We start from the raw sequence: 23,953 nt of genomic DNA on the forward strand, positions 1-23,953 counted from the left end.
AGGAGTACCTCGCCGCGCCCGTGCCGGAGCCGCGCTGGCTGCGCGACGGCGATGTCGTGCTGGGGACGGTCGTGACCGCGGCCGCCCTGCTCGTGCTGGGCCCCCTGATGTTGCTGGTGGCCCGCACCGGGGAGGCGGTCGCGGTGCGCCGCGCGCGTTCGCGCACGGTGGCAGGTCGGCCGACGGTGCCGCGGGTGCGGCACCGGTACGCGGGGGGCGTGGCCTGGTGGGCCGCCGTGTTCGGCGTCGGCGCGAGCGCCACGGTGGTCGCCCTGGTCTGGTACCTGGTCGCGATCGCCCGCCTCGCGCTGGACTACGAGCGCAACGCCGCCGTGGTGCAGGGCGGCTGGCTCGTGGTCCGGGCGCTCGGCATCGGGGCGGTCGTCGCCGGCGTGCTGCTGGCCACCCGGGTACGTGCGGTGCAGGCCGTCGGGGGTCGGGCGGCGCCCGGGGCGGTGCGCACCCTGGCCCTGTGGTCGGTGTGCGTGGGCGCGCTGGTGCTCCTGGTCGTGCTCGCGTACTGGGGCGCGTTCCAGCTCGGCGTCTGATGTGGCAGGCTCGCAAGGCCGCGGGCTGGGCACCTGGTCCCGGGACGCAGGTACCGGCGACCAGGTAGGTTCCTCCCGATCCGTCCGGTGCTGGGGACCGGTGTGTGCGTGCTCACCTCACGTGAGGGACGATGTGCGCCGATGCAAGCAGAAGACCTTCGTGCGGCCGCACGAGGGGAGAGGGGAAGCCTGTGCGGACGTCCTGGGGCTCGGCGACCGACCGCGGACTCGTGCGGGACGTCAACGAGGACGCGCTCCTGGCGTACCCGCCCGTCTTCCTGGTCGCCGACGGCATGGGCGGGCACGAGGCCGGTGACCTGGCGAGCCGGATCGCGGTCGAGGAGTTCGCCCAGCTGGCCGGGCAGACCTCGGCCACGGCCGACGACGTGCACGCGTGCTTCCGGCGCACTGCGCGGCGCATCCGCGGTGAGTTCACGCGTGGCCGCCAGGGCGGCACGACCGTGGCCGGCGTGGCGGTCTCCGAGCACGACGGCGGGGCGTACTGGCTGGTCTTCAACGTCGGCGACTCGCGTGTGTACCTGATCGGCGAGGAAGGCATGCACCAGGTCAGCGTCGACCACTCGGTCGTGCAGGAGCTCATCGAGCTCGGCGACCTGGACCCGGCCGAGGCCTCGTCCCACCCGGAGCGCCACGTGCTGACCCGTGCGCTCGGTACCGGCGACGCACCCGAGCCCGACTACTGGTTGTTGCCCGTCGGCGCCCACGACCGCCTGCTGATCTGCACCGACGGGCTCACCCGTGAGCTCGACGACACGGCGATCGAGCGGGGTCTGCGCGCCAGTGCTGACCCCCAGGAGGTCGCCGACCACCTGGTGCGTCGGGCGCTGGATGCCGGCGCACGCGACAACGTCAGCGTGGTCGTCGTCGACGTCGCCACGACCGCGGGCGCCCTGGAGGACGTGCACATCACCGTCCCCCGGGCGGGCACCGCGGGGGAACCCGGGTCGTTCGCCTGGGACGAGATGCTCAACGGCGCGACGGTGCCACGGACGGCACCACGCCCGGCCGGTCTGCCCGGGGCGTCCCGGGTCGGCACGCCGACCGCACCGACGCCACGGACCGAGGGAGCCCCGTCATGATCGTGCCCGAGTACGTCCCCGGTCGGTGGACCGCCGTCGTCGCCGGCGGGACGCTCGCCCTGGTGGGTCCGCACGCGCGTCCGGCGACGGTGCGTGCGCTGTGGGACGAGGCGCCCGCACGCTCCGGTCTGGTGGGCCTGCTCGGCGTCCTCGTGCGGGAGGGCTTCGACGGGCTGCCCCCGTTCGCCCTGGTGGCGCTCGACGGCGACCGTGTGCACGCGGCGCTGCGCGGCGAGGTCGAGGTCGTCGTCGAGTGCGCGCAGGGGCCCGTCGTGCTGCGCGCCGGTGACGTGTCCACCTGGACGGAGCAGGTCGTCGAGGGGGCACGTGCACTGACCGTGCGTGCCGGTTCCCAGGTTCCTGATGCGGTCGCGCTGCCGCTGGTCGAGGGTGTCGTGCGTGCCGACGTCGTCACCCTGACGCTGGTCGCGAACGCCGAACCGTCGACGGCGGGCCGGCGCGCACCCGTGCGCGAGCCCGAGCGTGGTGCCCTGGGTGCCGGGCTGCCCGTGGACGATCTGCCGGTCGACGCGCCCGGCGGCCCGGCGGGCGACCCCGCGCCCCTCGGTGACGGGTTCGTCGAGGACGCACCGGTGCAGGAGCCGCCCGCGCAGGACGTATGGCCTGCGCCCGCGCTCTCCCTCGACGAGGTCCCGCTGAGCGCGCCCGTGAGCCCCGCTCCGGAGCCGGAGCCCCTCGCGCCGACCCCCCACCCGCAGGGGTCGGCCACTGCCCCCGGACGCATGCGCACCCGACCGGGTGTCGTCGAGGCCGCCGAGGCCCTGCTGCTCGAGGACGTGCCGGTCGCCCCGTCCTCGCCCGACGACCACGACGGCCTGACGATCATGTCCAGCGACCTCGCGGCGATCCGCGACCAGCTGCCCTCGTGGGCCTCGGACTCCTTGCCCTCGCCGTTCGGCGCGCCCGGTGCCGTCGGCGCCCAGGTGCCGATCATCACCGGCGCGCTGCCGACCGTCGGTGCGCCCGCCGGCCCCGAGTACCGCCTCGTGCTGTCCACCGGCCTGGTCGTCTCCCTCGACCGCGCGGTGCTGCTGGGTCGGGCCCCGCAGGTCTCGCGGGTCGCCAACCGTGAGCTGCCGCGGCTGGTGACCGTGCCCAGCCCGCAGCAGGACATCTCCCGTACGCACGCCGAGGTGCGCGTCGAGAGCGGGGACGTCCTGGTCACGGACCTCGGGTCGACCAACGGCGTGCAGGTGCTCGACGAGCACGGGCAGACCCGCCGCCTGCACCCGGGCGAGCCCAGCCGGGTGGCCGTGGGCGAGACCGTCGACCTGGGCGACGGCGTGACGTTCACCGTGGAGCGCGGTTCGTGACAGCACGCCGCGAGGCATCTGCACCGCCCCACCTGCCCGGGTACACCTACGTGCGTGTCCTCGGCCTGGGTGGGTTCGCCGACGTGTTCCTGTACGAGCAGGAGCTGCCCCGTCGTGAGGTGGCCGTCAAGGTGCTGCTCGCCGGCAGCCTCGACGACCAGGTGCGCACCCGGTTCCAGACCGAGGCCAACCTCATGGCCCAGCTCTCGCACCACCCGTCGATCGTCACGATCCACCAGGCGGCGATCGCCTCGGACGGGCGCCCGTACCTGGTGATGGAGTACTGCTCCCGGCCAGGTCTGGCCGAGCGGTACCGGCAGGAGCGCATCTCGGTGGCCGAGGCGCTGCGGATCGGCATCCGCCTGTCCTCCGCCGTGGAGACCGCGCACCGCGCCGGCATCCTGCACCGCGACATCAAGCCCGCCAACGTGCTCACGACGGACTTCGGGTGGCCGGCGCTGACCGACTTCGGCATCGCGGCGACCACCGGCCACGGCGGCAGCGCGACGGTCGGCATGTCGATCCCGTGGTCGCCCCCGGAGCTGCTCGGCGACCGACCGACCGGTGACGAGCGCTCCGACGTGTACTCGTTGGGCGCGACGATCTACTCGCTGCTCGCGGGCCGCACGCCGTTCGAGCTGCCCGGTTCGCCCAACGGTGCCGCCGACCTGGTCGGTCGGATCGAACGCATGCCGTTGCCCCCCACGGGGCGTGACGACGTGCCGCCCGATCTGCACGACGTGCTCGTGCGGGCCATGGAGAAGCACCCGTCGCGGCGCCTGCCGTCGGCTGCAGCCGTCGCCCGTGCCTTGCAGCAGGTGGAGGCCGGGCTGCGCCTGCCCGCCACCCCGTTGGACCTTCTCGACGAGCCGCCGGCACCGCCGAGCCCCGCGTGGCCGAACCTCGCGCCCGGGGGAGACGAGGCCACCCGCCTGCGTTCGATCGTCTCCGTCGACCCGCTCGGCGCGTCCCCCAGCGCCACGGAGGACGCCACCCGTGTGCGGCCCGTGGTGCAGGTCGACCCTGCCGGTGCGCGGGTGCCGACCGCCGACCAGGCGAGCGCCGCAGCCGGTGCCCCGGCCCCCTCGGGCCAGGCCGGGCCCGATGTCGTGCTGCTCGCGCCACCGCCGCCCTCTCCGCAGCGCACACGCGCGCCGCGGAGCCGGCGTCGTGCGGTCGGCGCGGCCGTGTCCGGCGCGGTGGTGCTCCTGGCGGCCGTCGCGATCGTGCTTGCCAACCGCGCGGGCGGGCAGAGCCCTCTGCCGCCCCAGGACGACTTCAGCGACGGCGCCTCCTCGACGCGCGGTGTGGAGAGCGTCCCCTCGCCGAGCTCGATCTCGGGTGAGCGCCGCAGCGACGGCACCGTGGTCTTCACCTGGCAGAACCCCGACCCGGAGCCCGGTGACGCGTACCTGTGGGGCGTCCTGACGCTCACCGGCGAGCCCGCGCTCGAGCTGGTCGAGACCGACACCGTGACGGTCCCCGCCGACCAGGCCGGCGGTGAGGTGTGCATCGAGGTCTCGATCGTGCGGGCCGACCGGCGCGCCTCGGCCGAGCCGGCCCAGGGTTGCGTGCCGTGAACGGCGAGACGAACCCCCTGACGACCGTCGCGGGCTGGCGTACCAGGGCGGCCCGTGCGGCCGCGGTCGTCACCGTGCCTGTGCTGGTGGCCGTGCTGGCGCTGCTCGACCAGGGCTTCCCGTTGGCCCGGGTGGACCTCAACGACGGCGCCGTGTGGGTGACCGCGACCGAGCAGCTGCGGCTCGGCCGCTACAACGTGCAGGTCGAGGAGCTCAACGGCGGTGTGGTCACCACCGGCAGCACGTTCGACGTGCTGCAGGACGCCGGCGACGTGCTGCTCGTGGAACCGGCGACCATCTCGGTGATCGACCCTGCGGGCGTGACCACGGTCGCACAGGTCGCGGCCACCGCCAAGGACGTCTCCATGGCCTCCGGGACGGTCGCCGTGCTCGGCGAGCAGGGCGAGGTCTGGGTCAGGTCCGTCGCCACGCTCGAGGGCCTCAGCGTCGGCCAGGACGTGCCCGAGGTCAGCGTGGGCGACGGCGGGTCGGCGGTCGTGGCCCGCTCCGGTGCGGTGCTCGCGGTGGCCGCGGACGGCACGGTGACGCGTGTCGACCTGGTCGACGGCACACCGGCGGTGAGCCCGGTCGGCTCGCTGGAGGCCGGTGCGGTCGACGCTCTGACGGCGGTGGGTGACGAGCCGGTCGTGCTCAGCGGTGCGGTGGTGCGCACGTTGCGCGGCGAGGTGACGCTGCCCGAGGAGGACGTCGTCCTGCAGCAGCCGGGGCCCTCGTCCGACCGGGTGCTCGTGGCGGGGCGCTCGGCGCTCTACGAGGTGCCGCTCGACGGCTCGGACATCGTGGTCCACCGCACCGAGGGTGCCGGTGTGCCGGCGGCCCCCGTGCAGGTCGGGGCCTGCGCCCACGCGGCTTGGGCCTCCGCGTCGGGCTCGTACCTGCGGCTGTGCGACGGCGCGGAGCCGTACGCGGACGACCTGGAGGACATGCAGAGCACCGACGCTCTGCAGTTCCGGGTGAACCGGTCGATGGTGCTGCTCAACGACACGCGCCAGGGCCGGCTGTGGATGCCGCAGCAGGACACCGACCTGCGCGTGCCGAACTGGCAGGACGTGGTGCCGCAGGAGCAGCCGGAGCAGGCGGAGGAGGAGTCCGAAGGTCAGGAGACGACCCAGGAGGTCTCCGCCGAGTGCTCGGCCCAGTCCGCTCCTCCGACGGCTGCCGACGACCAGTTCGGTGTCCGTCCGGGGCGCGCGACGGTGCTGCCCGTGCTCGCCAACGACTCCTCGTCCGACTGCGGGATCCTCGCGATCTCGCAGGTCGACGCCCTCGATCCTGCCTTCGGTCGGATCGAGGCCGTGCAGGGCGGGCGCGCGCTGCAGGTGCAGGTCACGGCCGAGGCCACCGGCAGCGCGACCCTCAGCTACACGATCTCGGACGGGCGGGGCACCACCGCCCCGTCGACCGCGACCCTGACCCTGACCGTGCGTGAACCGGGCACCGACGAGCCTCCTGCGCAGTCGCGCGTCTCCGTCGTCCAGGTCGAGGCGGGTGGGCAGGTGGAGCGCGACGTGCTGGCCGACTTCGCCGATCCTGACGGCGACGACCTGCTGCTGGTGGGTGCGGCCGCCGACCCGGTGGTCGGCACGGCCCGCTTCCGGCAGGACGGCACCGTCACGTTCCTGGCCGGCGGCGACAAGCTGGGGCGCACGCGCGTCACCGTGCAGGTCTCCGACGGCACCACCACGGTCGAGGGATACCTGGACGTGGACGTGCGGGCCGCCGGGTCGTTGCCCCCGCAGGTCGACCCGGTGCATGCCGTGACGTACGTCGACGAGGCCGTCACGCTGCGACCGCTCGACTCGGTGCGCACCACCGGTGGCGAGCCCGCCCGGCTGGCCGGCGTGGACGAGGTGGTCGGCGCGACCGTCGTCACCGACCTCGATGCCGGGACCTTCAGCTTCTCGGCGGCACGGGCCGCCACCTACTACGTGACGTTCGTCGTGGCCGCGGCCCCCCAGCAGGCCACCGGTGTGGCCCGCATCGACGTGCGCGAGCGTCCCGAGCAGGCCCAGCCGCCGATCGCGATGCGTGACACGGCGTTCCTGCCGGCGGGCGGGCAGGTCACCATCGACCCCCTGGACAACGACACCGACCCGGCCGGTGGCGTGCTGGTGCTCCAGCAGGTCGAGACGGGCGACGCCTCCGGGCTGCAGATCGCCGTGCTCGAGCACCGTCTGGTGCAGGTGCGTTCGCAGCGCACGCTCGAGGCGCCCGTCGTGGTGCGCTACACGGTCTCGAACGGCACGGACAGCGCGGTCGGCGAGATCGTCGTCCAGCCCGTGCCACCGTCCGGGACGTCCCAGCCACCCGTCGTGGAGGACGTCGAGGTCAGCGTGCGTACCGGTGGGGTCGTGACGATCCCGGTGCTGCAGAGCGCCTACGACCCCGACGGTGACACCCTCACCCTGGTCTCGCAGCTGCCCGAACCCCTCGCGGCCGGTCAGGGCCTGCTCTTCGTGTCCGGTGACGTGCTGCGGTACCAGGCGCCTGCCACGACGATGACGGTGCGTGCCACCTTCGCGGTGCGCGACTCGACCGGCAACGAGTCGTCCGCGAGCGTGACGGTGCGGGTGCACGAGTCCGATGCCGAGGCCAAGGCGCTGCCTCGTCCGCAGGACCTCACCGCGCGTGTGTTCGAGGGCGACTCCGTGCGCATCACCGTGCCGCTGGTGGGCATCGACGCCGACGGTGACGGGGTGACGCTGCTGGGTGTGGCCGAGCCTCCCGTCAAGGGCCAGGTCGTCGAGGTGGGTGCCGACTACCTGGTGTACGAGGCGCTGCCGGGTGAGGTCGGCACGGACACGTTCACCTACGCGGTCGAGGACTGGGTCGGTCAGCGGGCCGTCGCCACCGTGCGGGTGGGCATCGCCCCGCAGCCCACGGGGGCCTCGCAGGTGGTCGCCCGCGACGACGAGGTGACGGTGCGGCCCGGTCAGCAGATCGAGGTCCGGGTGCTGGCCAACGACGTGGACTCCGCCGGTGGTGAGCTCACGCTCGATCCGACGCTGGAGGTGCCGGCCGGCGTGGAGGCACGTGTCGAGGGTCGTCGGTTGATCGTGCAGGCGCCGTCGGAGGCCGCGGTGCTGCAGATCGCGTACACGGTGACCAACGAACGCGGCGGTCGGGACACCGGGATCCTCACCGTGAACGTCACGGCCGACGCCCCCGTGGTCGCCCCCGTGGCCCGCGACGTCGTCGTGCCCGCGATCGACACCCTCGGCCGCACCGAGGTCGAGGTCGACGTGCTCGCCGTCGCCCAGAACCCCAGCGGCCCGCTGAGCGACCTCGAGGTCTCGGTGCCCTCGGCGGTGGCCGACGTGGCCCGGGTGACGCCTACGGGCACCGTGGTGGTCACGCTCGTCGACCACGCGCAGACACTGCCGTACCTGCTGACGAACACCACCGACCCGACGGGCCAGGCCGCCTCGTACGCGTTCGTCACGGTGCCCGCGCTCGGCTTCTTCCCGCCCACCCGGCGGCCGAACGCGGAGCCGCTCCGCGTCGCGTCGGGCGAGCAGCTGGTGATCGCCCTCGGCGAGCAGATCCAGGTCGCCCCCGGCCGCACGGCGAGCGTCTCCGACCCGCTCACGGTCAGCGCGACGCGCTCCGACGGCACCTCGCTGGTGCGTGACGCCACCACGTTGCAGTTCACGTCGGCCGCCGGGTACGCCGGGCCGGCCTCGGTCACGCTGACGGTCACCGACGCCACCGGCGCGGGCGACACGACGGCGCGAACCGCCACGATCACGTTGCCGATCACGGTGTACGCGCTCGAGGACAACCCTCCGACGTTCCTGCCCTCGACGCTCGACGTCGCCCCGGGGGAAGCCCCGATCACGGTCGACCTGCGGGCGTTCACCACAGGTCCCGAGGGCGAGGACGTCACCACGGACCGCTACACCTACAAGGTCTCCTCCGACCAGCCGGCGGGTTTCAGCGCCGTGCTCACCGGGAGCCTGCTGAAGGTCTCGGCGGACGCCACGACGGCCAAGGGTGCCACCGGCAGGCTCGACCTGGTCATCGGGTACGGCGCCACGGGCACGATCGAGGCGGCCGTGGACCTGAGGGTGATCGCCAGCAGCCGGCGCGTCGCGCTGGTCAACGACCGCACGGTCACCAACGGCGTGGAAGGCAAGGACACGACCGTCCCTGTGCTCGAGGGCGCGTGGAACCCGTTCCCCGACTCGCCGCTGACCGTGGTCGGCGCGACGGTCGAGACGCCCGGTGCGGGCACGGCCAGCGCGACGTCCAGCACGGTCACGGCACGTCCCTCCGCCGACTTCGTCGGCACCATGGTGGTGCGGTTCCGGGTGCGGGACGTCACCGGCGACCCGGACCGTGAGGTCGAGGCGCGCCTGACCGTGGTGGTCCGCGGGGCACCGGCCACGCCGACACCGCCCCGCATCGGTGAGATCCGCGACCGGACGGTCGTGCTCTCGTGGGACGCACCGGACAGCCGCGGGGAGGCCATCACCGGCTACCGCGTGGTGGCCAGCCCGGGCAACCTCGTCACGCAGTGCTCGGCGACGACCTGCACGATCACCGGACTGACCAACGACCAGACGTACACGTTCACGGTCGCGGCGCAGAACGCCGTCGACTGGTCCCCGCCGAGCCTGCCCTCGGCCCCGGCACGCCCTGACGCGGTGCCCGAGGCACCCGGTGCCCCGAGCCTGAGCTTCGGCGACGGCTCGATCACCGCGACGTGGAACGCGCCGGCGTCGCCGGGCTCGCCCGTCAGCGGGTACGACGTGATGATCAGCCCGGCGCCGCTGTCCGGCCCGTCGACCGCGCAGGTGTCCACGACGCATCACACGATCACGGGCCTGAAGAACGGGACCGCCTACTCGGTGGTCGTGCGTGCGCGCAACAAGGCGACGGACACCACACCCGCCCCGTGGAGCGCAGCGAGCATCGAGACGCCCGCTGCGGTGCCCGACGCCCCCGCGGTCACGGCGACCCGGCAGTCCGCCGGCGGGTCCACGCCGGTGATCGTGGTGACGTGGGCCGCGCCCGCCAGCAACGGTGACGCGGTCAAGGGCTACGAGGTGCGTGTCGACGGTGCCACGGTGGCGACCCTCGGCGCCGACGACCTCGACCACGTGATCAGCCCCGCCGAGCGGGGCAGGGAGTACGCGATCAGCGTTCGTGCCACCAACAAGGCGGGCTGGTCCGGGTGGGGTCAGACCACCGGGGAGACCTGGACCGCACCGACCGCACCCCGGTCCCTCACCCTGACGGGCCGCTCCGGAGGGGACTGGGGCCAGGGCACGGCACGGCTGAGCTGGTCCGCGCCGACCGACGCCGGTGGCACGTCGGTGTCGATCTCCCGCTACACCATCACCGACGGCGGCGGTTTCGCGCAGGACGTGCCGGGCTGGCAGACGTCGCTCGAGCTGACGGGTCTGACGGCCGGTCAGGTCGGGCCGTACACGGTGGTCGCCGTCAACTCCCGCGACCTGCCGGGTGAGGCGGCGCAGTCCGGCTCGGCGACGGTGCAGACCAAGCCGCAGCCGCCCAGCCTCTCGGTGACGACGGGCGCGCTCGACCAGGTGAACATCTCCGCGACGCTCGGGGGTGCCGGCGTGGCCAGCGGCGTCCAGACCGCCCAGTACCGTTTCGGCACCAACGGGTCCTGGGTCGACGGGCTGCCGCCGTCGACCTACACCCAGCAGGGCGGCACGGTCACCGTGCAGGTCAGGGCCTCGAACTCGCTGGGCGGCTGGACCGATGTCGTCCAGGCCTCCGCGTCCCCCGGGTCCCCGCAGGCCCCTTCGGCGCCGACCGTCACGCTCGACGGGGCCTCGACCGCGGCCTCCGTGGTCTTCACCTGGGAGGCGCCTCCGGACGGCGGGCGCTCGATCACCCGCTACGACTGGGAGGTGCGCGACGGCAACGACGTGGTCCGCGCCAGCGGTCAGCACGCGGCCGGTAGTACCCCGTTGAGCGAGACGGTGACGGGCCTGCCGGCGGGCTGCCGCGTCCGGGTCCGCGCCGTGAACGTCATCGGGGCCGGCGCGTGGAGCACGGACGTGGCCGTCACATGAGCGATGTCCCGCACCCGCACAGACCCCCAGACCAGCAGACCCCGCACCGAGGAGAGCCCACGATGACCCCCGAGCAGAGCGCCTGGTTCGCCGAGACGTTCGACACCCTCGCCGAGAACGTCGGGCGTGCGCTGCTCGGCAAGGAGCGCACGATCCGCCTGGCCCTGACGGCCATGCTCGCCGAGGGGCACCTGCTGCTCGAGGACGCACCGGGGACCGGCAAGACGTCGTTGGCGAAGGCGGTCGCGGCGACCGTGCAGGGCAGCCACCACCGCATCCAGTTCACGCCCGACCTGCTGCCCTCGGACGTGACGGGCGTGACGATCTACGACCAGAGCACCCACCGCTTCGAGTTCCACCCCGGCCCGGTGTTCGCCTCGGTGGTGCTGGCCGACGAGATCAACCGGGCCTCGCCCAAGACGCAGGCCGCGCTGCTGGAGGTCATGGAGGAGGGAAACGTCACCGTCGACGGCGTCACGCACCCGGTGGGTCGCCCGTTCATGGTGATCGCCACGCAGAACCCGATCGAGCAGGCGGGTACGTACCGGTTGCCGGAGGCCCAGCTGGACCGGTTCCTCATCAAGACCTCGCTGGGCTACCCGGACCGCGCCTCCGCCGTGGAGATCATGGCCGGCGCCAAGGACCGCACGCTCAACCTGCCGGCGCGCATCACCACGCAGGCGGTGGGCACCATGGCCGACCTGGCGCAGACCGTGCACATCGACGCGTCGGTGCTCGACTACGTGGCGCGGCTGACGGAGGCGACCCGCGACGACTCCCAGACGGCGCTCGGTGCGAGCGTGCGTGGTGGCCTGGCGCTGGTGCGCTGCGCCAAGGTGTGGGCGGCCGCGACGGGCCGCGAGTACGTGGTGCCGGACGACATCAAGGACCTCGCCCAGCCGGTGCTGGCCCACCGCCTGGTGCTCGACTCCGAGGCGGAGTTCGCCGGCGTCACCGCCGAGCAGGTCCTGTCGCGCGTCCTGTCGGACGTGGCGCCTCCGGTGCTCCGGGTGGCCTGAGTGCACGTCTCCACCGCTGGCTGGGGGACCGCCGTCGTGGCGGTCCTCGGCCTCGTCGTGGGCCGGTGGCTGGGCTGGGTCGAGCTGGCAGCACTGGGTGTCGCGCTGGCCGCCGTGCTGGTCGTCGCGCTCCTGCTCACGGTCGGTCGCACCCGCTACGCCGTCCGGCTCGACCTGGCCGACCGCCGGGTGCGCATCGGTGAACGTGCCGTGGGTGGCCTGACCGTGCGCAACACCGCGCGGGGCCGCTCGTTGCCGGCACTCGTCGAGCTGCCGGTGGGGGAGGGGCGCGCGGACTTCGCGGTGCCCTCGCTCGCCTCGGGCGCCGAGCACGACGAGCTGTTCGCGATCCCGACCGCCCGCCGCGGTGTGGTCGTGGTGGGTCCGGTGCAGTCGGTGCGCGGCGACCCGCTGGGGCTGGTGCGCCGCACGCTGCGCTGGACGCGCCCGGTGGAGCTGTTCGTCCACCCGCGCGTGGTCCCGCTGGTCGGGGCGAGCGCCGGTGTGCTGCGTGACCTGGAGGGGCAGTCCACGCGTGACCTGTCCGACTCGGACCTCTCGTTCCACGCGTTGCGCGACTACGTGCAGGGTGACGACCGCCGCGCCATCCACTGGCGGACGACGGCACGCCGCGGCACGTTGATGGTCAAGCAGTTCGAGGACACACGCCGCACGCAGACGGCGGTGGTCCTGTCGACCGACCCGGCCGACTACGCCGACCTGGAGGAGTTCGAGACGGCGGTGTCCGTGGTGGCCTCGCTCGGCGTGCAGACGCTGCGTGAGCAGCGCGACCTGACGGTGCTGGCCGGTCCGGGACGGTTGCGGGTCAACACCCCGCCGCTGCTGCTGGACGACTGCTCGCGGATCGTCATGGGCGCCTCGGGCCCGCACGGGCGCACCAAGGGTGCTCCTTCGCCGACGGGGACGGCGCTGCTGGGTCGCCGTGTGGCGCGGGAGGCCTCGGACGCGACGGTGGCGCTGCTGGTCACCGGGTCGGCGCGCACCGACGCCGAGCTGCGCCTCGGTGCCCGGCACGTGCCGACCGGCACCCGCACCGTCGTCGTCTCGTGCGTGTCCGGCGGTGAGGTGGCCGTGCGGACGCAGGGGACGTTGACCCTGGCGTCGCTGCCCACGGTCGACGAGCTGCCCCGGGTGCTGCGGCGGGTGGTCGTGTGAGTGCCCGCACCCCGGCGCGACTGACGATCGACCTGGTCTGCCTGCTCGGCGCCCTGCTGCTCGCCCTGAGCCCGCTGCTGCCGGTGTACGGCGGGACCGCCGCGGTGCCCGCACTCGTCGGCGGGGTGCTGCTGGGGGCTGCGGTGTCCGTGGTCGGTGGTGCGCGCGGCTGGTCGGCGCCGACGGTCGTGTCGTGGTTGCTGGGTGTGTTCGTGGTGACCGGCGGTGCGCTGGCTGCCCCTGCGACGACCATCGGCGGTGTGGTGCCGACCGCGGCCACGGTCACGGGGCTGGCGCGCGGTGCCGCCTCGTCGTGGAAGCAGGTGCTGACGCTGCAGCCGCCGATCGGCACCGGGGGCACGCTGCTGGTCGCGGCGTTCCTGCTGGCCCTGGTGGGCAGCGCCACGGCGACGGCCCTGACCGTGCGGGCCCGACGCCCCGGGGTCGCCGCCTCGGCTGCCGTGGTGCCCGTGCTGGCCGGGGCGGCTGCCGCCCTGCTGGGCACGCGCGAGCCGGTCGTGGACCCCGTGGTGGCCGGTGTGGTCCCGGCGGTGCTGCTGCTGGGCTGGGTGTCGTGGCGGGTGGGTGCGTTGCGGGCGCGCCGCGGTGCGGCGCTGGCGGTGGTGACCGTCGCGGCGGTGGCCGGGGGCGTCCTGGCCGGCCCGGTGATTGTCGGCGACACCCCGCGGTTCGTGCTGCGGGACGAGATCACGCCGCCCTTCGACCCTCGGGACTTCCCGAGCCCGTTGTCGGCGTACCGCAGGTACGTCCAGCTCGACGAGGACGCGGTGCTCTTCTCGGTCGACGGGCTGCCGGAGGGCGCGCGGGTGCGGCTGGCCACGATGGACGCCTACGACGGTGTGGTGTGGAACGTCGCCGGCGACGGTTCGGCGGCGGACTCCGGCGAGTTCCGCCGCGTCGGCGCGCAGATCGACTCCTCCGCGCAGGGCCAGGAGGCCCAGGTCACCGTCGAGGTCGGGGCGCTCAGCGGCGTGTGGTTGCCCACGGTCGGGCAGGCGACCTCGGTGCGGATCGCCGACGCCGAGGCCACCGCGGGGCTGCGCTACAACGACGCCACGGGCGCCGCGGTGCTGACCGGTGGCCTGCAGCAGGGGCTGAGGTACACGCTGGACGTCGTGGTGCCCCCGGTGCCCACCGACGAGGAGATCGGTAGCGCGAGCGCCGCGGACGTGACCCTGCCCGCGCCGCAGGCAGTGCCCGAGGTCGTGGTGACCACCGCGCAGGACGTCGCGCGGGAGGCCGGCAGCCCGGTGCAGATCGCCCGGGTGCTGGCCGACTGGCTCTCGCAGGAGGGCTTCTACTCCGACGGGAGCGACCACCTGTCGTTGTCCGGGCACGGGGCCGACCGCATGCTCACGTTGCTCGACGGTGCGGCGATGATCGGCGACGGCGAGCAGTACGCGTCCGCGATGGCGCTCATGGCCCGGGAGATGGGTCTGCCTGCGCGCGTGGTGCTGGGATTCGTGCCGCCCGCCGGCGAGGGCGAGGGGCCCGTGGACGTCACGGGCGCCGACGTGCAGGCGTGGGTCGAGATCGCCTTCACGGGCTACGGCTGGGTGCCGTTCGACGCGACACCGCCGCCGGAGCAGACGCCACAGGAGGACCTCGAGGAGCAGCCGACCGACCCCGACCCGCAGGTCGTGCAGCCGCCCCCGCCGCCGCCCGAGGCCGTCACGCCGCCGGACGAGGACACCGAGCAGCCCCAGGCGGACGAACCCGCCCGTGACGAGGACGGTGCGTCCACGTGGCTGCGGGTGCTGCGGGTCACGGGCATGGTCGGCGTGCCGTTGCTGCTGCTCGCCTCGCCGTTCCTGCTGGTGCTGGTGCTCAAGGCCCGCCGTCGCCTGCGTCGGCGCCGACGGCCCGACCCGGTGTCCCGCGTGGCCGGCGGGTGGGACGAGGTGCTCGACGCGGCGCGTGACCTGCGCCGTCCGCCGCGTCCGCTCGCGACCCGCCGTGAGGCGGCTGGTGAGCTGGCCGGCGCGTTCGGTGGCGCGGATGCGCAGGGCGCGGCGGTGGTCGCCGCCTCGGTGGGTGCGCTGGCGCGGTCGGCCGATAGGGCGGTGTTCGCGCCGGGTGCACCCAGCGCCGAGCAGGTGGCGGCCTACTGGACAGACGTGGAGGCGGCGGTCACGGCGATGCACCGTGCCGTTCCCTGGCGGCACCGGGTTCGCGCCCGCGTGTCGACCGTCTCCCTGCGTCGACGACGTCGGAGCGATCCGAGCCGACGTCCGGACCGAGCTGGACGAGGTGCTTCATGAGTGTCCGACGGCCCTTGGAGCAGGCCGTGCCTGCCTCCTTCGCCCGCCGTGTCGCGGCCGGTCTGCTGGACGGCCTGCTGGCGATGCTGGTGGTCGGTGCGGCCCTGGTCGCCGTGGGCGGGCTGGCGCGCGCCGGGCTGGTGGAGCCGGTCGCGCAGGACCCGTCGGGCGGGCGGGTGAGCGTCGGTGATGTCTCGCCGGTGCTCCTGGTGCCGGTGCTGGCGGCGGGCGTGCTGCAGGTCGTCCAGTGGTTGCTGCACGGCCTGCGGGGCTGGACCGTGGGTCGACGGCTGCTCGGCGTGCGCACGCTGGACGCGGAGTCCCGGCGACCGATCGGCCCGCTGCGGGTGCTGCTGCGTGGCCTGGTGGTCGCCGCCGGGGGGCTGGTGCTCGGCGTCGGCTCGCTGGTGGTGCTGCTGTCCCCGTTGTTCGACCGGTCGGGTCGCCTGCGCGGCTGGCACGACCGGGCTGCCGGTGACGAGGTGCTCGACGTGCGCGGTGCACGCGACGACGCCCTCGTGGTGAGTTCGTGGTCGGTGCCGCCGCTGAGCCCCCGGGTACCGGGGCCACCCGGTGAGCTCTCGCTCGGTCCGGCACCTCAGGAGGCGGGCGTGGTGCGAGGTCCGATCACCGGTGCGCAGCCGGTGGTGTCGGGCACCGGGCTCGTGCTCGCCCCGTTGGCGCAGGAGCGTCAGGGACCGGACCTGGACACGCGGGCGATCCCGGTGGTGCGGCCGGTGACGCTGGCTTTCGGGCTGCACCCCGAGCTGGAGGTGACCCGGCCACGCCGCACGCCGGAGCAGGAGGCCCAGGTGGCTGCACCGTCGGTCGCGGCCCGCGTCTCGGCGGACATCGAGATGACGGACGGGCGCCGGGTGACGGTGCTGCGCACCGCGCTGGTGGGGCGCAACCCGCAGGCCGAGGGCGACGCGCAGCTGATCCGGGTGGTCGACCCGGGGCGGTCGGTGTCCAAGACGCACCTGCAGATCGGTGTCGAGCCCGGTGGGGTGTGGGTGTGCGACCGCGGGTCGACGAACGGCACGATCGTGACGCTGCCCGACGGTGCGCAGGTGATCTGCGGAACCGACCAGCAGGTCCGTCTGAGGGAGGGGTCGACGGTGGCCTTCGGTGACCACGGTCTGCGTCTGCTCCGGGCGCCGGGGACGGCAGCCGCGTCGTAGAGTCGACGTGTGACGGCGAAGAGGCTGTCGGGTGCGCGGATGCAGCCGGTCGAGCTCGACGAGGGCTCGATGTCGGCGGGCGTCCCGGTCCGCGCTGCGGCCGCCTCGCCTGACACGCACCGCGTCGCGGCTCGCCCGGTCGTCGGCCGGCGTGGTCGTCGGATCGGCGCCGTCGGTGCGCTCGTCGTCCTGCTGCTGGTGGCCGGGGTGGTGGGCGCCGTGCAGGTCCGCGACTCGTGGCGGGCGGATGCGATCGCGGCGGTGCCAGGTCTGGTGCGCCCGTTGGACGGCCCGCCCCAGGAGCTGTGGCGGGCGCCGGTGTCCTCGGTGGCACGCGAGGCGGTGCTGGTGGCCGACGGCGCGCTCGTGCTGCTGGACGACGACGGTCCCGTGTGGCAGCTGTCCGCCTACGAGGTGGGCTCGGGTGCGCCCCGGTGGTCGCGGCGGCTCGTCCCGGTGGTCACCGCGCCGGAGACGACCGGGACGCAGGCCGTCAACGGGGTGACGGTGCGGTGCCCGTCGCAAGGGGCGGATGTCGGGCCGTGGGTGGTGTGCGCGATCACGGGCCCGGACCCGACGGTGTGGTTCGGGCGCAGCCGGGTGGTCATCGTCTCGGCCGAGGACGGGTCGACGGCGGCGCGGTGGACCGTCCCTGGACGGTTGCTGGGTGTCTCGCGCGTGCAGGACGACGTGGTCGTGGTCAGCGCCGACCGCACGGGCCTGGTCGAGGTCACCCGGCTCGAGGCACCCTCGGGCGAGGTCCTCTGGTCGGTGCCCACCGGTGACCAGCTGATCTCGTGGCTGGGTGCGGATCCGGTCAAGGTCGAGGCGGACGCACGGTTCGTGCTGGTCAGCGGGGCCGGGTCGGCCGCGTTGCGGGCACGCGACGGTGTCGCCCTGGTGCCCACCCCGCCGCTCTCGGCGATCCGTCTGGCGGCCGCGGGCGATCACCTGGCGGCGTGGAGCATCGCCGAAGGCGGCTGGTGGTTCGACGCGTCGGGGACCCCCTTGTTCCCCTTGCCTGCACTGCCTGTCGAGGCGCGCGCCGACGACGGGTCGGTGGACGTGGTGCTGCTGGTGGACCTCGGGTCCCGCCTGCAGGGCCTGGACTCCCGCTCCGGTGCGGTGCTGTGGTCGATCGACTCCCGCAGGGACGTGGCGCTGCTGGTGGACTCGCGGGCGGTGGTGACGGGCGCCGACGGGTACGGGGTGATCGATCCGCGCGACGGGCACGAGGTCTGGACGGTCGACCGGGACGAGCCGTTGCCGTGGATCCCGGTCAGCGATGGGGGCTCTGTGCTGGCGCCGGGTCCCCCGGGGTCGAGCTCGCTGGTCGCACTGGGGCTGGGTGACGGCATCCGGTACTGGTCGATCGAGCTGCCCGAGCGGGTCGTCGACGTGCGGGGCGTGGACGGCCACCTGCTGGTGCGGACTCCGGACGAGGTCGTGGTCATGGGTTGATGGCGTCCGCCGTGGCGGGCGGGTGCAGCGGCGGGGGTGCAGCGTCGGGGGTGCGACGGCGGGTCGCCCTGGCAGGCCGGGGAGGTGGTCCTGTGCGGCAGTCGCCGATGCAGCAGGTCCCGGTCGAGGAGGCCGAGGGGGTCGTCGACCCGGGGCTGCGCGAGCGCAGCGGTCCGGAGCGGCTGCGGGCGCTCCTGGCGGGGGTGCGCCGTCGGTTCGGGGGCAGTCCGCGCCGGTCGGCGATCGCACTGCTGGTGGTCGTCGTGGTGCTGGTCGGTGCGGTGCTGGGGGTGCCGGCCGCGGTGACGGCCTGGGAGCGGCACGGTGTGCTGCGCGCGGCGCCGTTCGAGGGCGGTGTGCACGCACTGCCGGGTGCTCCGGCGGTGCGCTGGATGGCGACCTACGACGAGCAGATGACGCCGGTGCTCGTCGGCGACGTGATCGTGGTGGCCGGCTGGTCACGCGGGCGCCGGGCGCTGGCCGGGCTGGACGTGGTGAGCGGTGAGCGACGGTGGACGCTGCCGTTGGAGGCCCGGCGGGAGGGCAGCGACCTGCTGTGCACGGCCCTGCCGGAGGACGGCGCCGGGCGGGCGGCCGAGCGGTCGGTGGTGTGCTCGGTCGGCGCGGCGCGCGGCGCGGGTGACCTCGGGCAGCCGGAGTCCGGTCTGTCGCCGGCGGATCCGGGGGCGCGTTCGACGGTGCTGGTCGTCGACCCGCGAGACGGTGAGGTGCGCGCCGCGCTGGGTGTGGACGGCCAGGTGGTGGCGCTGATCGCGCTGGGGCAGGACGTCGTGCTGGGGCGCGTGGGCGCGGCGGGAGTCCTGGTGGAGCGCCGGGACCCGATGACGGGCGAGCGGCGGTGGTCGACGGTGCTGCGTGAGCCGTCCCTCACCGGGGTGGTGCGTGCCATGCGGGTGGCCGCGTCGGTGCCGCGGGTGCTCGTGCGGGGTGTGGGCGCCACGCGGGTGCTCGATGCGCGCACCGGTGAGCCGGTGCCGAGCGAGTCGGCCGGTGCTGGTGCTGATGTCGTGCGTCTGCGGCCTGACGGGACGCTCGAGTGGATCAGGTACCGGCTGGCGGTCGGGGGCATCGAGGTGACCAGCACCTTGGTGGAACCCGAGGGTGGGCGGCAGGTCACGGTGCAGGGCGTGCTGGTCGACGTGCCGGTCTCGGACGGGGCGTCGGGGCTGATGTTCTCGGCCTCGATGCTGGCGGCCGACCCGGCGGGGGGGCGGGTGCGGGCGTTCGACGCGGTGACGGGCGCCCAGGTGTGGCGTGCGCCGGTCGACACCTCGACGGTGGACGCCGATGTGGCAGGTGTGGTGGTGCTGCGGGCCTCGGGGACGTTCGTCGGGGTCCGTGCGGGGACCGGTGAGCTGGTGTGGCGCTCGCCGATCGGCCTGGGGCTGGTCGGCACGTTCTCGGACGGTGACCGCCTGCTGGTGCTGCGTCGGACCGTGCGGTTCGGCGCGGTGCTGGAGGCCCGGCGGCTGTCCGACGGTGAACGGGTGTGGCAGATGGCGTTGCCACCCCGGGTCGACGGTGTGCTGCGACTGGGTGGTCTGCTGTATGGGACGGGCGACGGACTGCTCGTCGCACTGCGCTAAGGTGACCGGGTGCTGCTCGTTCGTCACCTCCTCCTTCGCTGCCGCGACGAGGCCTTCTAGGCCGGATCCTCGTCGCGGTGTTCGTGGTGCCGGCTGACCTGCCGATGACGAGCGAAGGACCCGACTGATGCTGTACGACGAGCGCAACCCCCAGCAGGCCTCCGGGATGCCGGTGCACAAGTACCGCCCCTTCCACGAGCAGATCGCCGTCGACCTGCCGGACCGGACGTGGCCCGGCAAGCGCGTGACGAAGGCACCGCGCTGGTGCGCGGTCGACCTGCGTGACGGCAACCAGGCGCTGATCGAGCCGATGAACCCTGCCCGCAAGCTCGAGATGTTCGAGCTGCTGGTGCAGATGGGCTTCAAGGAGATCGAGGTCGGCTTCCCGGCCGCCTCGCAGACCGACTTCGACTTCGTGCGGATGCTCATCGAGGAGAACCGCATCCCGGACGACGTGGTCATCCAGGTGCTCACGCAGGCCCGCGAGCACCTGATCGAGCGCACGTACGAGTCCATCGCGGGCGCCAAGCAGGCGATCGTGCACCTGTACAACTCGACGTCGGTGCTGCAGCGCGAGGTGGTCTTCCGCTCCGACGAGGACGGCATCGTCGACATCGCCGTGTCGGGCGCCCGGTTCTGCAAGAAGTACGAGGAGCTCGTCCCGGACACCGAGGTGTTCTACGAGTACTCCCCGGAGTCGTACACGGGCACCGAGCTGGAGTTCGCCGTCCGCATCTGCAACGCGGTGCTCGACGTGTTCGAGCCGACGCCCGAGCGCAAGGTGATCATCAACCTGCCGGCCACGGTCGAGATGGCCACCCCGAACGTGTACGCGGACTCCATCGAGTGGATGGGTCGGCACCTGCGTCACCGCGAGAACGTCGTCATCTCGCTGCACCCGCACAACGACCGCGGCACGGGGGTGGCGGCCGCGGAGCTGGGGTACCTGGCCGGCGCGGACCGCATCGAGGGCTGCCTGTTCGGCAACGGCGAGCGCACGGGCAACGTGTGCCTGGTGACCCTCGGCATGAACCTGTTCAGCCAGGGCGTCGACCCGCAGATCGACTTCTCCGACCTGGACCACGTGCGCCGCACGGTCGAGCGGTGCAACCAGCTTCCCGTCGGTGAGCGGCACCCGTATGGCGGTGACCTGGTGTTCACCGCGTTCTCCGGCTCGCACCAGGACGCGATCAAGAAGGGCCTGGACGCCCTGGAGTCGACGGCCGCCGCGCAGGGCAAGACCGTCGACGACGTGGTCTGGGCGGTGCCGTACCTGCCGATCGACCCGAAGGACGTGGGCCGCTCGTACGAGGCGATCATCCGCGTGAACTCCCAGTCCGGGAAGGGCGGCGTGGCGTACCTGCTCAAGTCCGAGCGCGACCTGGACCTGCCGCGCCGCCTGCAGATCGAGTTCTCCCAGGTGGTGCAGCGGCACACCGACCAGCACGGCACGGAGGTCACCGCCGACGACCTGTGGCGGATCTTCAACGACGAGTACCTTCCCGTGGAGCCCGGCGGGCCGCTGGCCCCCTGGGGTCGGTTCGCGCTGCGGGGCACCCGGGCCACCAGCAGCGAGGACGGCCCGGACACCCTGTCGGTCGACGTGGTGGACCACGGCACGCTGCGCACCCTGGAGGGCTCCGGCAACGGTCCGGTCGCGGCGTTCGTCGACGCGATGCGCTCGCTCGGGGTCGACGTCGCGGTGCTCGACTACGCCGAGCACGCGCTGTCGGCCGGTGGGGATGCCACCGCGGCCGCGTACGTCGAGTGCGCCGTCGGCGACCAGATCCTGTGGGGCGTGGGCATCGACCCGTCGATCACCACGGCGTCCCTCAAGGCGATCGTCTCCGCGGTCAACCGGCACGAGCGCTGAGCCACGTCCCGCGCGGTGCCGTACCGGGGACCCCGACCGGTGCCGCGCGGGTGTGCAGGCCGGGCGCCGCGGCGACCCCGCGCCCCGTCCTGCACGACGACCCCGCGTCGCCGACACGTGTCGACCACAGCCGTGTCGGCGACGCAGGGGACAATGGTGCGGTGATGCGCGCATGAGTCTCTACCGTGACGAGGCGATCGTCCTGCGCACCCACAAGCTGGGCGAGGCGGACCGCATCGTGACGCTCCTGACCCGCCAGCACGGCAAGGTCCGTGCGGTCGGCAAGGGGGTGCGGCGCACGTCGTCGCGGTTCGGCTCGCGCCTGGAGCCGTTCATGCACGTCGACGTGCAGCTGAGCACGGGCCGCAACCTCGACATCGTCACGCAGGCCGAGACGCTCGGGGCGTACGGGCGGCCGGTGTGCGAGGACTACACGCTGTACACGGCCGGCACGGTCATGCTCGAGACCGCCGAACGCCTGGTCGAGGCCGAGCACGAACCGGCGCTGCAGCAGTACTGGCTGCTGGTCGGCGCGGTGCGCGCCCTGGCGGGGCGTGAGCACACGCCCGGTCTGGTGCTCGACTCGTACCTGCTGCGCGCGCTCGCGGTGGCCGGCTGGGCCCCGTCGTTCACCGACTGCGCGCGCTGCGGGGCGCCCGGACCGCACCACGCGTTCGCGATCGCGTCGGGTGGGGCGGTCTGCCAGGCATGCCGCCCGCCCGGTGCGGCGGCCCCGGCGCCCGAGACGTTCGCGCTGCTCGCGGCCCTGCTCGCCGGTGACTGGTCCGTGGCCGACGCCAGCGCCGAGCGGCACCGCGGTGAGGGCAACGGCCTGGTCGCCGCCTACTGCCAGTTCCACCTGGAGCGCACCCTGCGCTCGCTGCCGATGGTCGAGAGGGTCTAGATGCCGGTCCCACCCCCGCCCCACCCGAGCGGCGCCCGTCCGCCGGCGATCCCCAAGCAGTTCGTGCCGCGGCACGTGGCCGTGGTCATGGACGGCAACGGCCGCTGGGCGAACGCCCGAGGGTTGCCGCGCACCGCCGGGCACGCTGCGGGGGAGGCCTCGCTGCTCGACGTGGTGGCCGGTGCCATCGAGGTCGGTGTCGAGTACGTCTCGGCGTACGCGTTCTCCACCGAGAACTGGTCGCGCTCGCCCGAGGAGGTGCGCTTCCTGATGGGCTTCAACCGGGACGTGCTGCGCCGCCGGCGCGACGTGATGAACGACTGGGGCGTGCGGGTGCGGTGGGCGGGTCGCCGGCCGCGCCTGTGGCGCTCGGTGATCGCCGAGCTGGAGGAGGCCGAGCGTCTGACGGCCGGCAACTCGACCTGCACGTTGACCATGTGCGTCAACTACGGCGGGCGGGCGGAGATCGCCGACGCCGCCAAGGCCATCGCCATGGACGTCGCGGCCGGCCGGCTCAAGGCCGAGCGCGTGAACGAGAAGACCGTGCAGCGCTACCTCGACGAGCCGGACCTGCCCGACGTCGACCTGTTCCTGCGGTCCTCGGGTGAGCAGCGCACGTCGAACTTCATGCTCTGGCAGGCCGCGTACGCCGAGCTGGTGTTCCTCGACGAGCCGTGGCCCGACGTGGACCGCCGGCACCTGTGGCGGGCGGTCGAGACGTACGCCCGGCGCGACCGGCGGTACGGCGGGGCGGTGGACGCACCGGCTCCGGTCTGAGCGCTCCAGGTCTGAGCGCATCCGGGGTACCCGTGCAGGTGGGGCCCCGTTACTGTCGGGCCCATGACCGTCTCGGTGGGCATGGTGACCTTCGACACGCGCGACGCCCGGGCTCTGGCAGCCTGGTGGGCGCGGCAGCTGGACGGCCGCGTGCACGACCAGGACGACGGCTGGTTCGTGGTCGTCGTGCCGGCCGGCGGTGGCATGCCCCTGGGGTTCCAGCGCGTCGAGGACCCCACGCCCGGCAAGAACCGCGGTCATGTCGACGTGCATGCACCCGACCGGGATGCGGAGGTCGCCCGGCTGGTGGCGGAGGGGGCGAGCTTCGTCGCGCAGCACGAGCACGACGGGTTCGTGTGGGCCGTGCTCGAGGACCCGGACGGGAACCAGTTCTGCGTGCTGAGCGCACCGGAGACGGCCACCCAGGCACCGGAGGCGGTCGTCAGTCCCTGACGGGCTCGGACGCGAGCATGAGGGCCGCGCGCGCATCGGGCCCGGGCGCGTCGGCCGCGGCGTCCACCGGAGGGTGCCCGCGGCGCCGGCCGTGCCGGCGGGCGAGCACGAGCCCCGCGAGCGCCACCACGAGCGCGGCGAGGGCCCACGGTGAGGCGGCGGCCAGCCGTACGGTCCCCCACACGGCGCCGAGCCCGACGGTGCCCCAGATGGCCGCCCAGGCGGCCGCCCCGGGCAGCGAGGCCAGCGTGAACCGCAGGTAGGGCATGCGCAGCAGCCCTGCGGCCAGCATCACGGCGGTCTGCAGCCCGACGGTGACGTACGCGGCGCTGACGGCGAGGGGGCCCCAGCGGTGCACGAGGGCGCGGCCGCGCCGTGCGGCGGGTGTCTGCGACCAGCCGCCCGCCCGTGCGAGCAGCCTGCGCCACCAGGCCGGACCGCGCCCGGACGTGCCGACGCGCCCTGCTGCGCGCGCCAGCCAGTACGTGCCGTGCGAGCGCGCCAGGACGATGAGGAACAGCGCGACGAGCACGCCGGCGACCGGGAGGCCGTCCAGCCCGTAGGCGCGTGCCACGTCCGTCATGCCCACG

Annotated in this window: 15 protein-coding genes and 1 pseudogene; 15 read left to right on the top strand and 1 reads right to left on the bottom strand. The window is 74.0% G+C overall.

What is annotated here, in order from left to right; translation table 11 throughout:
- From ACTHAM_RS05305 to ACTHAM_RS05375, 15 genes and pseudogenes are all read left to right on the top strand, one after another.
- Positions 1 to 548, top strand: a pseudogene (locus ACTHAM_RS05305) (alpha/beta hydrolase family protein); the annotation flags it as partial.
- Between the two features lie 191 nt (positions 549 to 739).
- Complete coding sequence (locus ACTHAM_RS05310) at positions 740 to 1,648, top strand: PP2C family protein-serine/threonine phosphatase (protein ID WP_440685102.1); 909 nt, start codon at positions 740 to 742, stop codon at positions 1,646 to 1,648.
- On the top strand, positions 1,645 to 2,982 hold the full coding sequence (locus ACTHAM_RS05315) for an FHA domain-containing protein (RefSeq protein ID WP_440685104.1): 1,338 nt from the start codon (positions 1,645 to 1,647) through the stop codon (positions 2,980 to 2,982). The genes ACTHAM_RS05310 and ACTHAM_RS05315 overlap by 4 nt, the downstream gene beginning before the upstream one ends.
- Positions 2,979 to 4,562: a serine/threonine-protein kinase gene (locus tag ACTHAM_RS05320; RefSeq protein ID WP_440685106.1), complete on the top strand. Its 1,584-nt coding sequence runs from the start codon at positions 2,979 to 2,981 to the stop codon at positions 4,560 to 4,562. The genes ACTHAM_RS05315 and ACTHAM_RS05320 overlap by 4 nt, the downstream gene beginning before the upstream one ends.
- Complete coding sequence (locus tag ACTHAM_RS05325) at positions 4,559 to 10,630, top strand: Ig-like domain-containing protein (protein ID WP_440685108.1); 6,072 nt, start codon at positions 4,559 to 4,561, stop codon at positions 10,628 to 10,630. The genes ACTHAM_RS05320 and ACTHAM_RS05325 overlap by 4 nt, the downstream gene beginning before the upstream one ends.
- Positions 10,631 to 10,692: 62 nt before the next feature.
- On the top strand, positions 10,693 to 11,649 hold the full coding sequence (locus ACTHAM_RS05330) for an AAA family ATPase (protein ID WP_440685110.1): 957 nt from the start codon (positions 10,693 to 10,695) through the stop codon (positions 11,647 to 11,649).
- Complete coding sequence (locus ACTHAM_RS05335; RefSeq protein ID WP_440685112.1) at positions 11,650 to 12,825, top strand: DUF58 domain-containing protein; 1,176 nt, start codon at positions 11,650 to 11,652, stop codon at positions 12,823 to 12,825.
- Complete coding sequence (locus tag ACTHAM_RS05340) at positions 12,822 to 15,107, top strand: transglutaminase family protein (RefSeq protein ID WP_440685114.1); 2,286 nt, start codon at positions 12,822 to 12,824, stop codon at positions 15,105 to 15,107. The genes ACTHAM_RS05335 and ACTHAM_RS05340 overlap by 4 nt, the downstream gene beginning before the upstream one ends.
- Positions 15,104 to 16,288, top strand: coding sequence for an RDD family protein (locus ACTHAM_RS05345; RefSeq protein ID WP_440685116.1), 1,185 nt, complete (start codon positions 15,104 to 15,106; stop codon positions 16,286 to 16,288). Before ACTHAM_RS05340 ends, ACTHAM_RS05345 begins: the two co-directional genes overlap by 4 nt.
- 9 nt (positions 16,289 to 16,297) lie before the next feature.
- Positions 16,298 to 17,749, top strand: a complete 1,452-nt coding sequence (locus tag ACTHAM_RS05350; RefSeq protein WP_440685118.1) for an outer membrane protein assembly factor BamB family protein — start codon at positions 16,298 to 16,300, stop codon at positions 17,747 to 17,749.
- 92 nt (positions 17,750 to 17,841) lie between these two features.
- Entirely contained in the window at positions 17,842 to 19,356 is a 1,515-nt protein-coding gene (locus ACTHAM_RS05355; protein WP_440685120.1) for an outer membrane protein assembly factor BamB family protein, read from the top strand.
- Between the two features lie 127 nt (positions 19,357 to 19,483).
- Positions 19,484 to 21,229: a 2-isopropylmalate synthase gene (gene leuA, locus ACTHAM_RS05360; RefSeq protein ID WP_440685122.1), complete on the top strand. Its 1,746-nt coding sequence runs from the start codon at positions 19,484 to 19,486 to the stop codon at positions 21,227 to 21,229.
- A 172-nt stretch (positions 21,230 to 21,401) separates the two neighbouring features.
- Positions 21,402 to 22,133 (top strand): DNA repair protein RecO, encoded by a 732-nt coding sequence (gene recO / locus ACTHAM_RS05365; RefSeq protein ID WP_440685124.1) that lies wholly within the window; start codon positions 21,402 to 21,404, stop codon positions 22,131 to 22,133.
- Positions 22,134 to 22,910, top strand: coding sequence for an isoprenyl transferase (locus ACTHAM_RS05370; protein WP_440685126.1), 777 nt, complete (start codon positions 22,134 to 22,136; stop codon positions 22,908 to 22,910).
- 63 nt (positions 22,911 to 22,973) lie between these two features.
- A complete protein-coding gene (locus tag ACTHAM_RS05375; RefSeq protein ID WP_440685128.1) occupies positions 22,974 to 23,363 on the top strand; it encodes a VOC family protein in 390 nt (129 codons plus the stop codon).
- On the opposite strand, the gene ACTHAM_RS05380 is transcribed toward ACTHAM_RS05375, so the two are convergent.
- The gene (locus ACTHAM_RS05380) at positions 23,353 to 23,946 is read right to left on the bottom strand and encodes a DedA family protein (RefSeq protein WP_440685130.1); all 594 of its coding nucleotides are present in this window, start codon (positions 23,944 to 23,946) and stop codon (positions 23,353 to 23,355) included. The genes ACTHAM_RS05375 and ACTHAM_RS05380 overlap by 11 nt on opposite strands.
- Positions 23,947 to 23,953 lie beyond the last annotated feature (7 nt).

Origin of the sequence: Cellulomonas soli (assembly GCF_052036975.1) — a bacterium.
GTDB lineage: Bacteria > Actinomycetota > Actinomycetes > Actinomycetales > Cellulomonadaceae > Cellulomonas > Cellulomonas soli_A.

Coding starts and splice junctions, on each gene's coding strand:
- ACTHAM_RS05315 (WP_440685104.1), top strand. CDS start 1,645: ATGATCGTGCCCGAGTACGTCCCCGGTCGGTGGACCGCCGTCGTCGCC.
- ACTHAM_RS05330 (WP_440685110.1), top strand. CDS start 10,693: ATGACCCCCGAGCAGAGCGCCTGGTTCGCCGAGACGTTCGACACCCTC.
- ACTHAM_RS05345 (WP_440685116.1), top strand. CDS start 15,104: ATGAGTGTCCGACGGCCCTTGGAGCAGGCCGTGCCTGCCTCCTTCGCC.
- leuA (WP_440685122.1), top strand. CDS start 19,484: ATGCTGTACGACGAGCGCAACCCCCAGCAGGCCTCCGGGATGCCGGTG.
- recO (WP_440685124.1), top strand. CDS start 21,402: ATGAGTCTCTACCGTGACGAGGCGATCGTCCTGCGCACCCACAAGCTG.
- ACTHAM_RS05370 (WP_440685126.1), top strand. CDS start 22,134: ATGCCGGTCCCACCCCCGCCCCACCCGAGCGGCGCCCGTCCGCCGGCG.
- ACTHAM_RS05375 (WP_440685128.1), top strand. CDS start 22,974: ATGACCGTCTCGGTGGGCATGGTGACCTTCGACACGCGCGACGCCCGG.
- ACTHAM_RS05380 (WP_440685130.1), bottom strand. CDS start 23,946: ATGACGGACGTGGCACGCGCCTACGGGCTGGACGGCCTCCCGGTCGCC.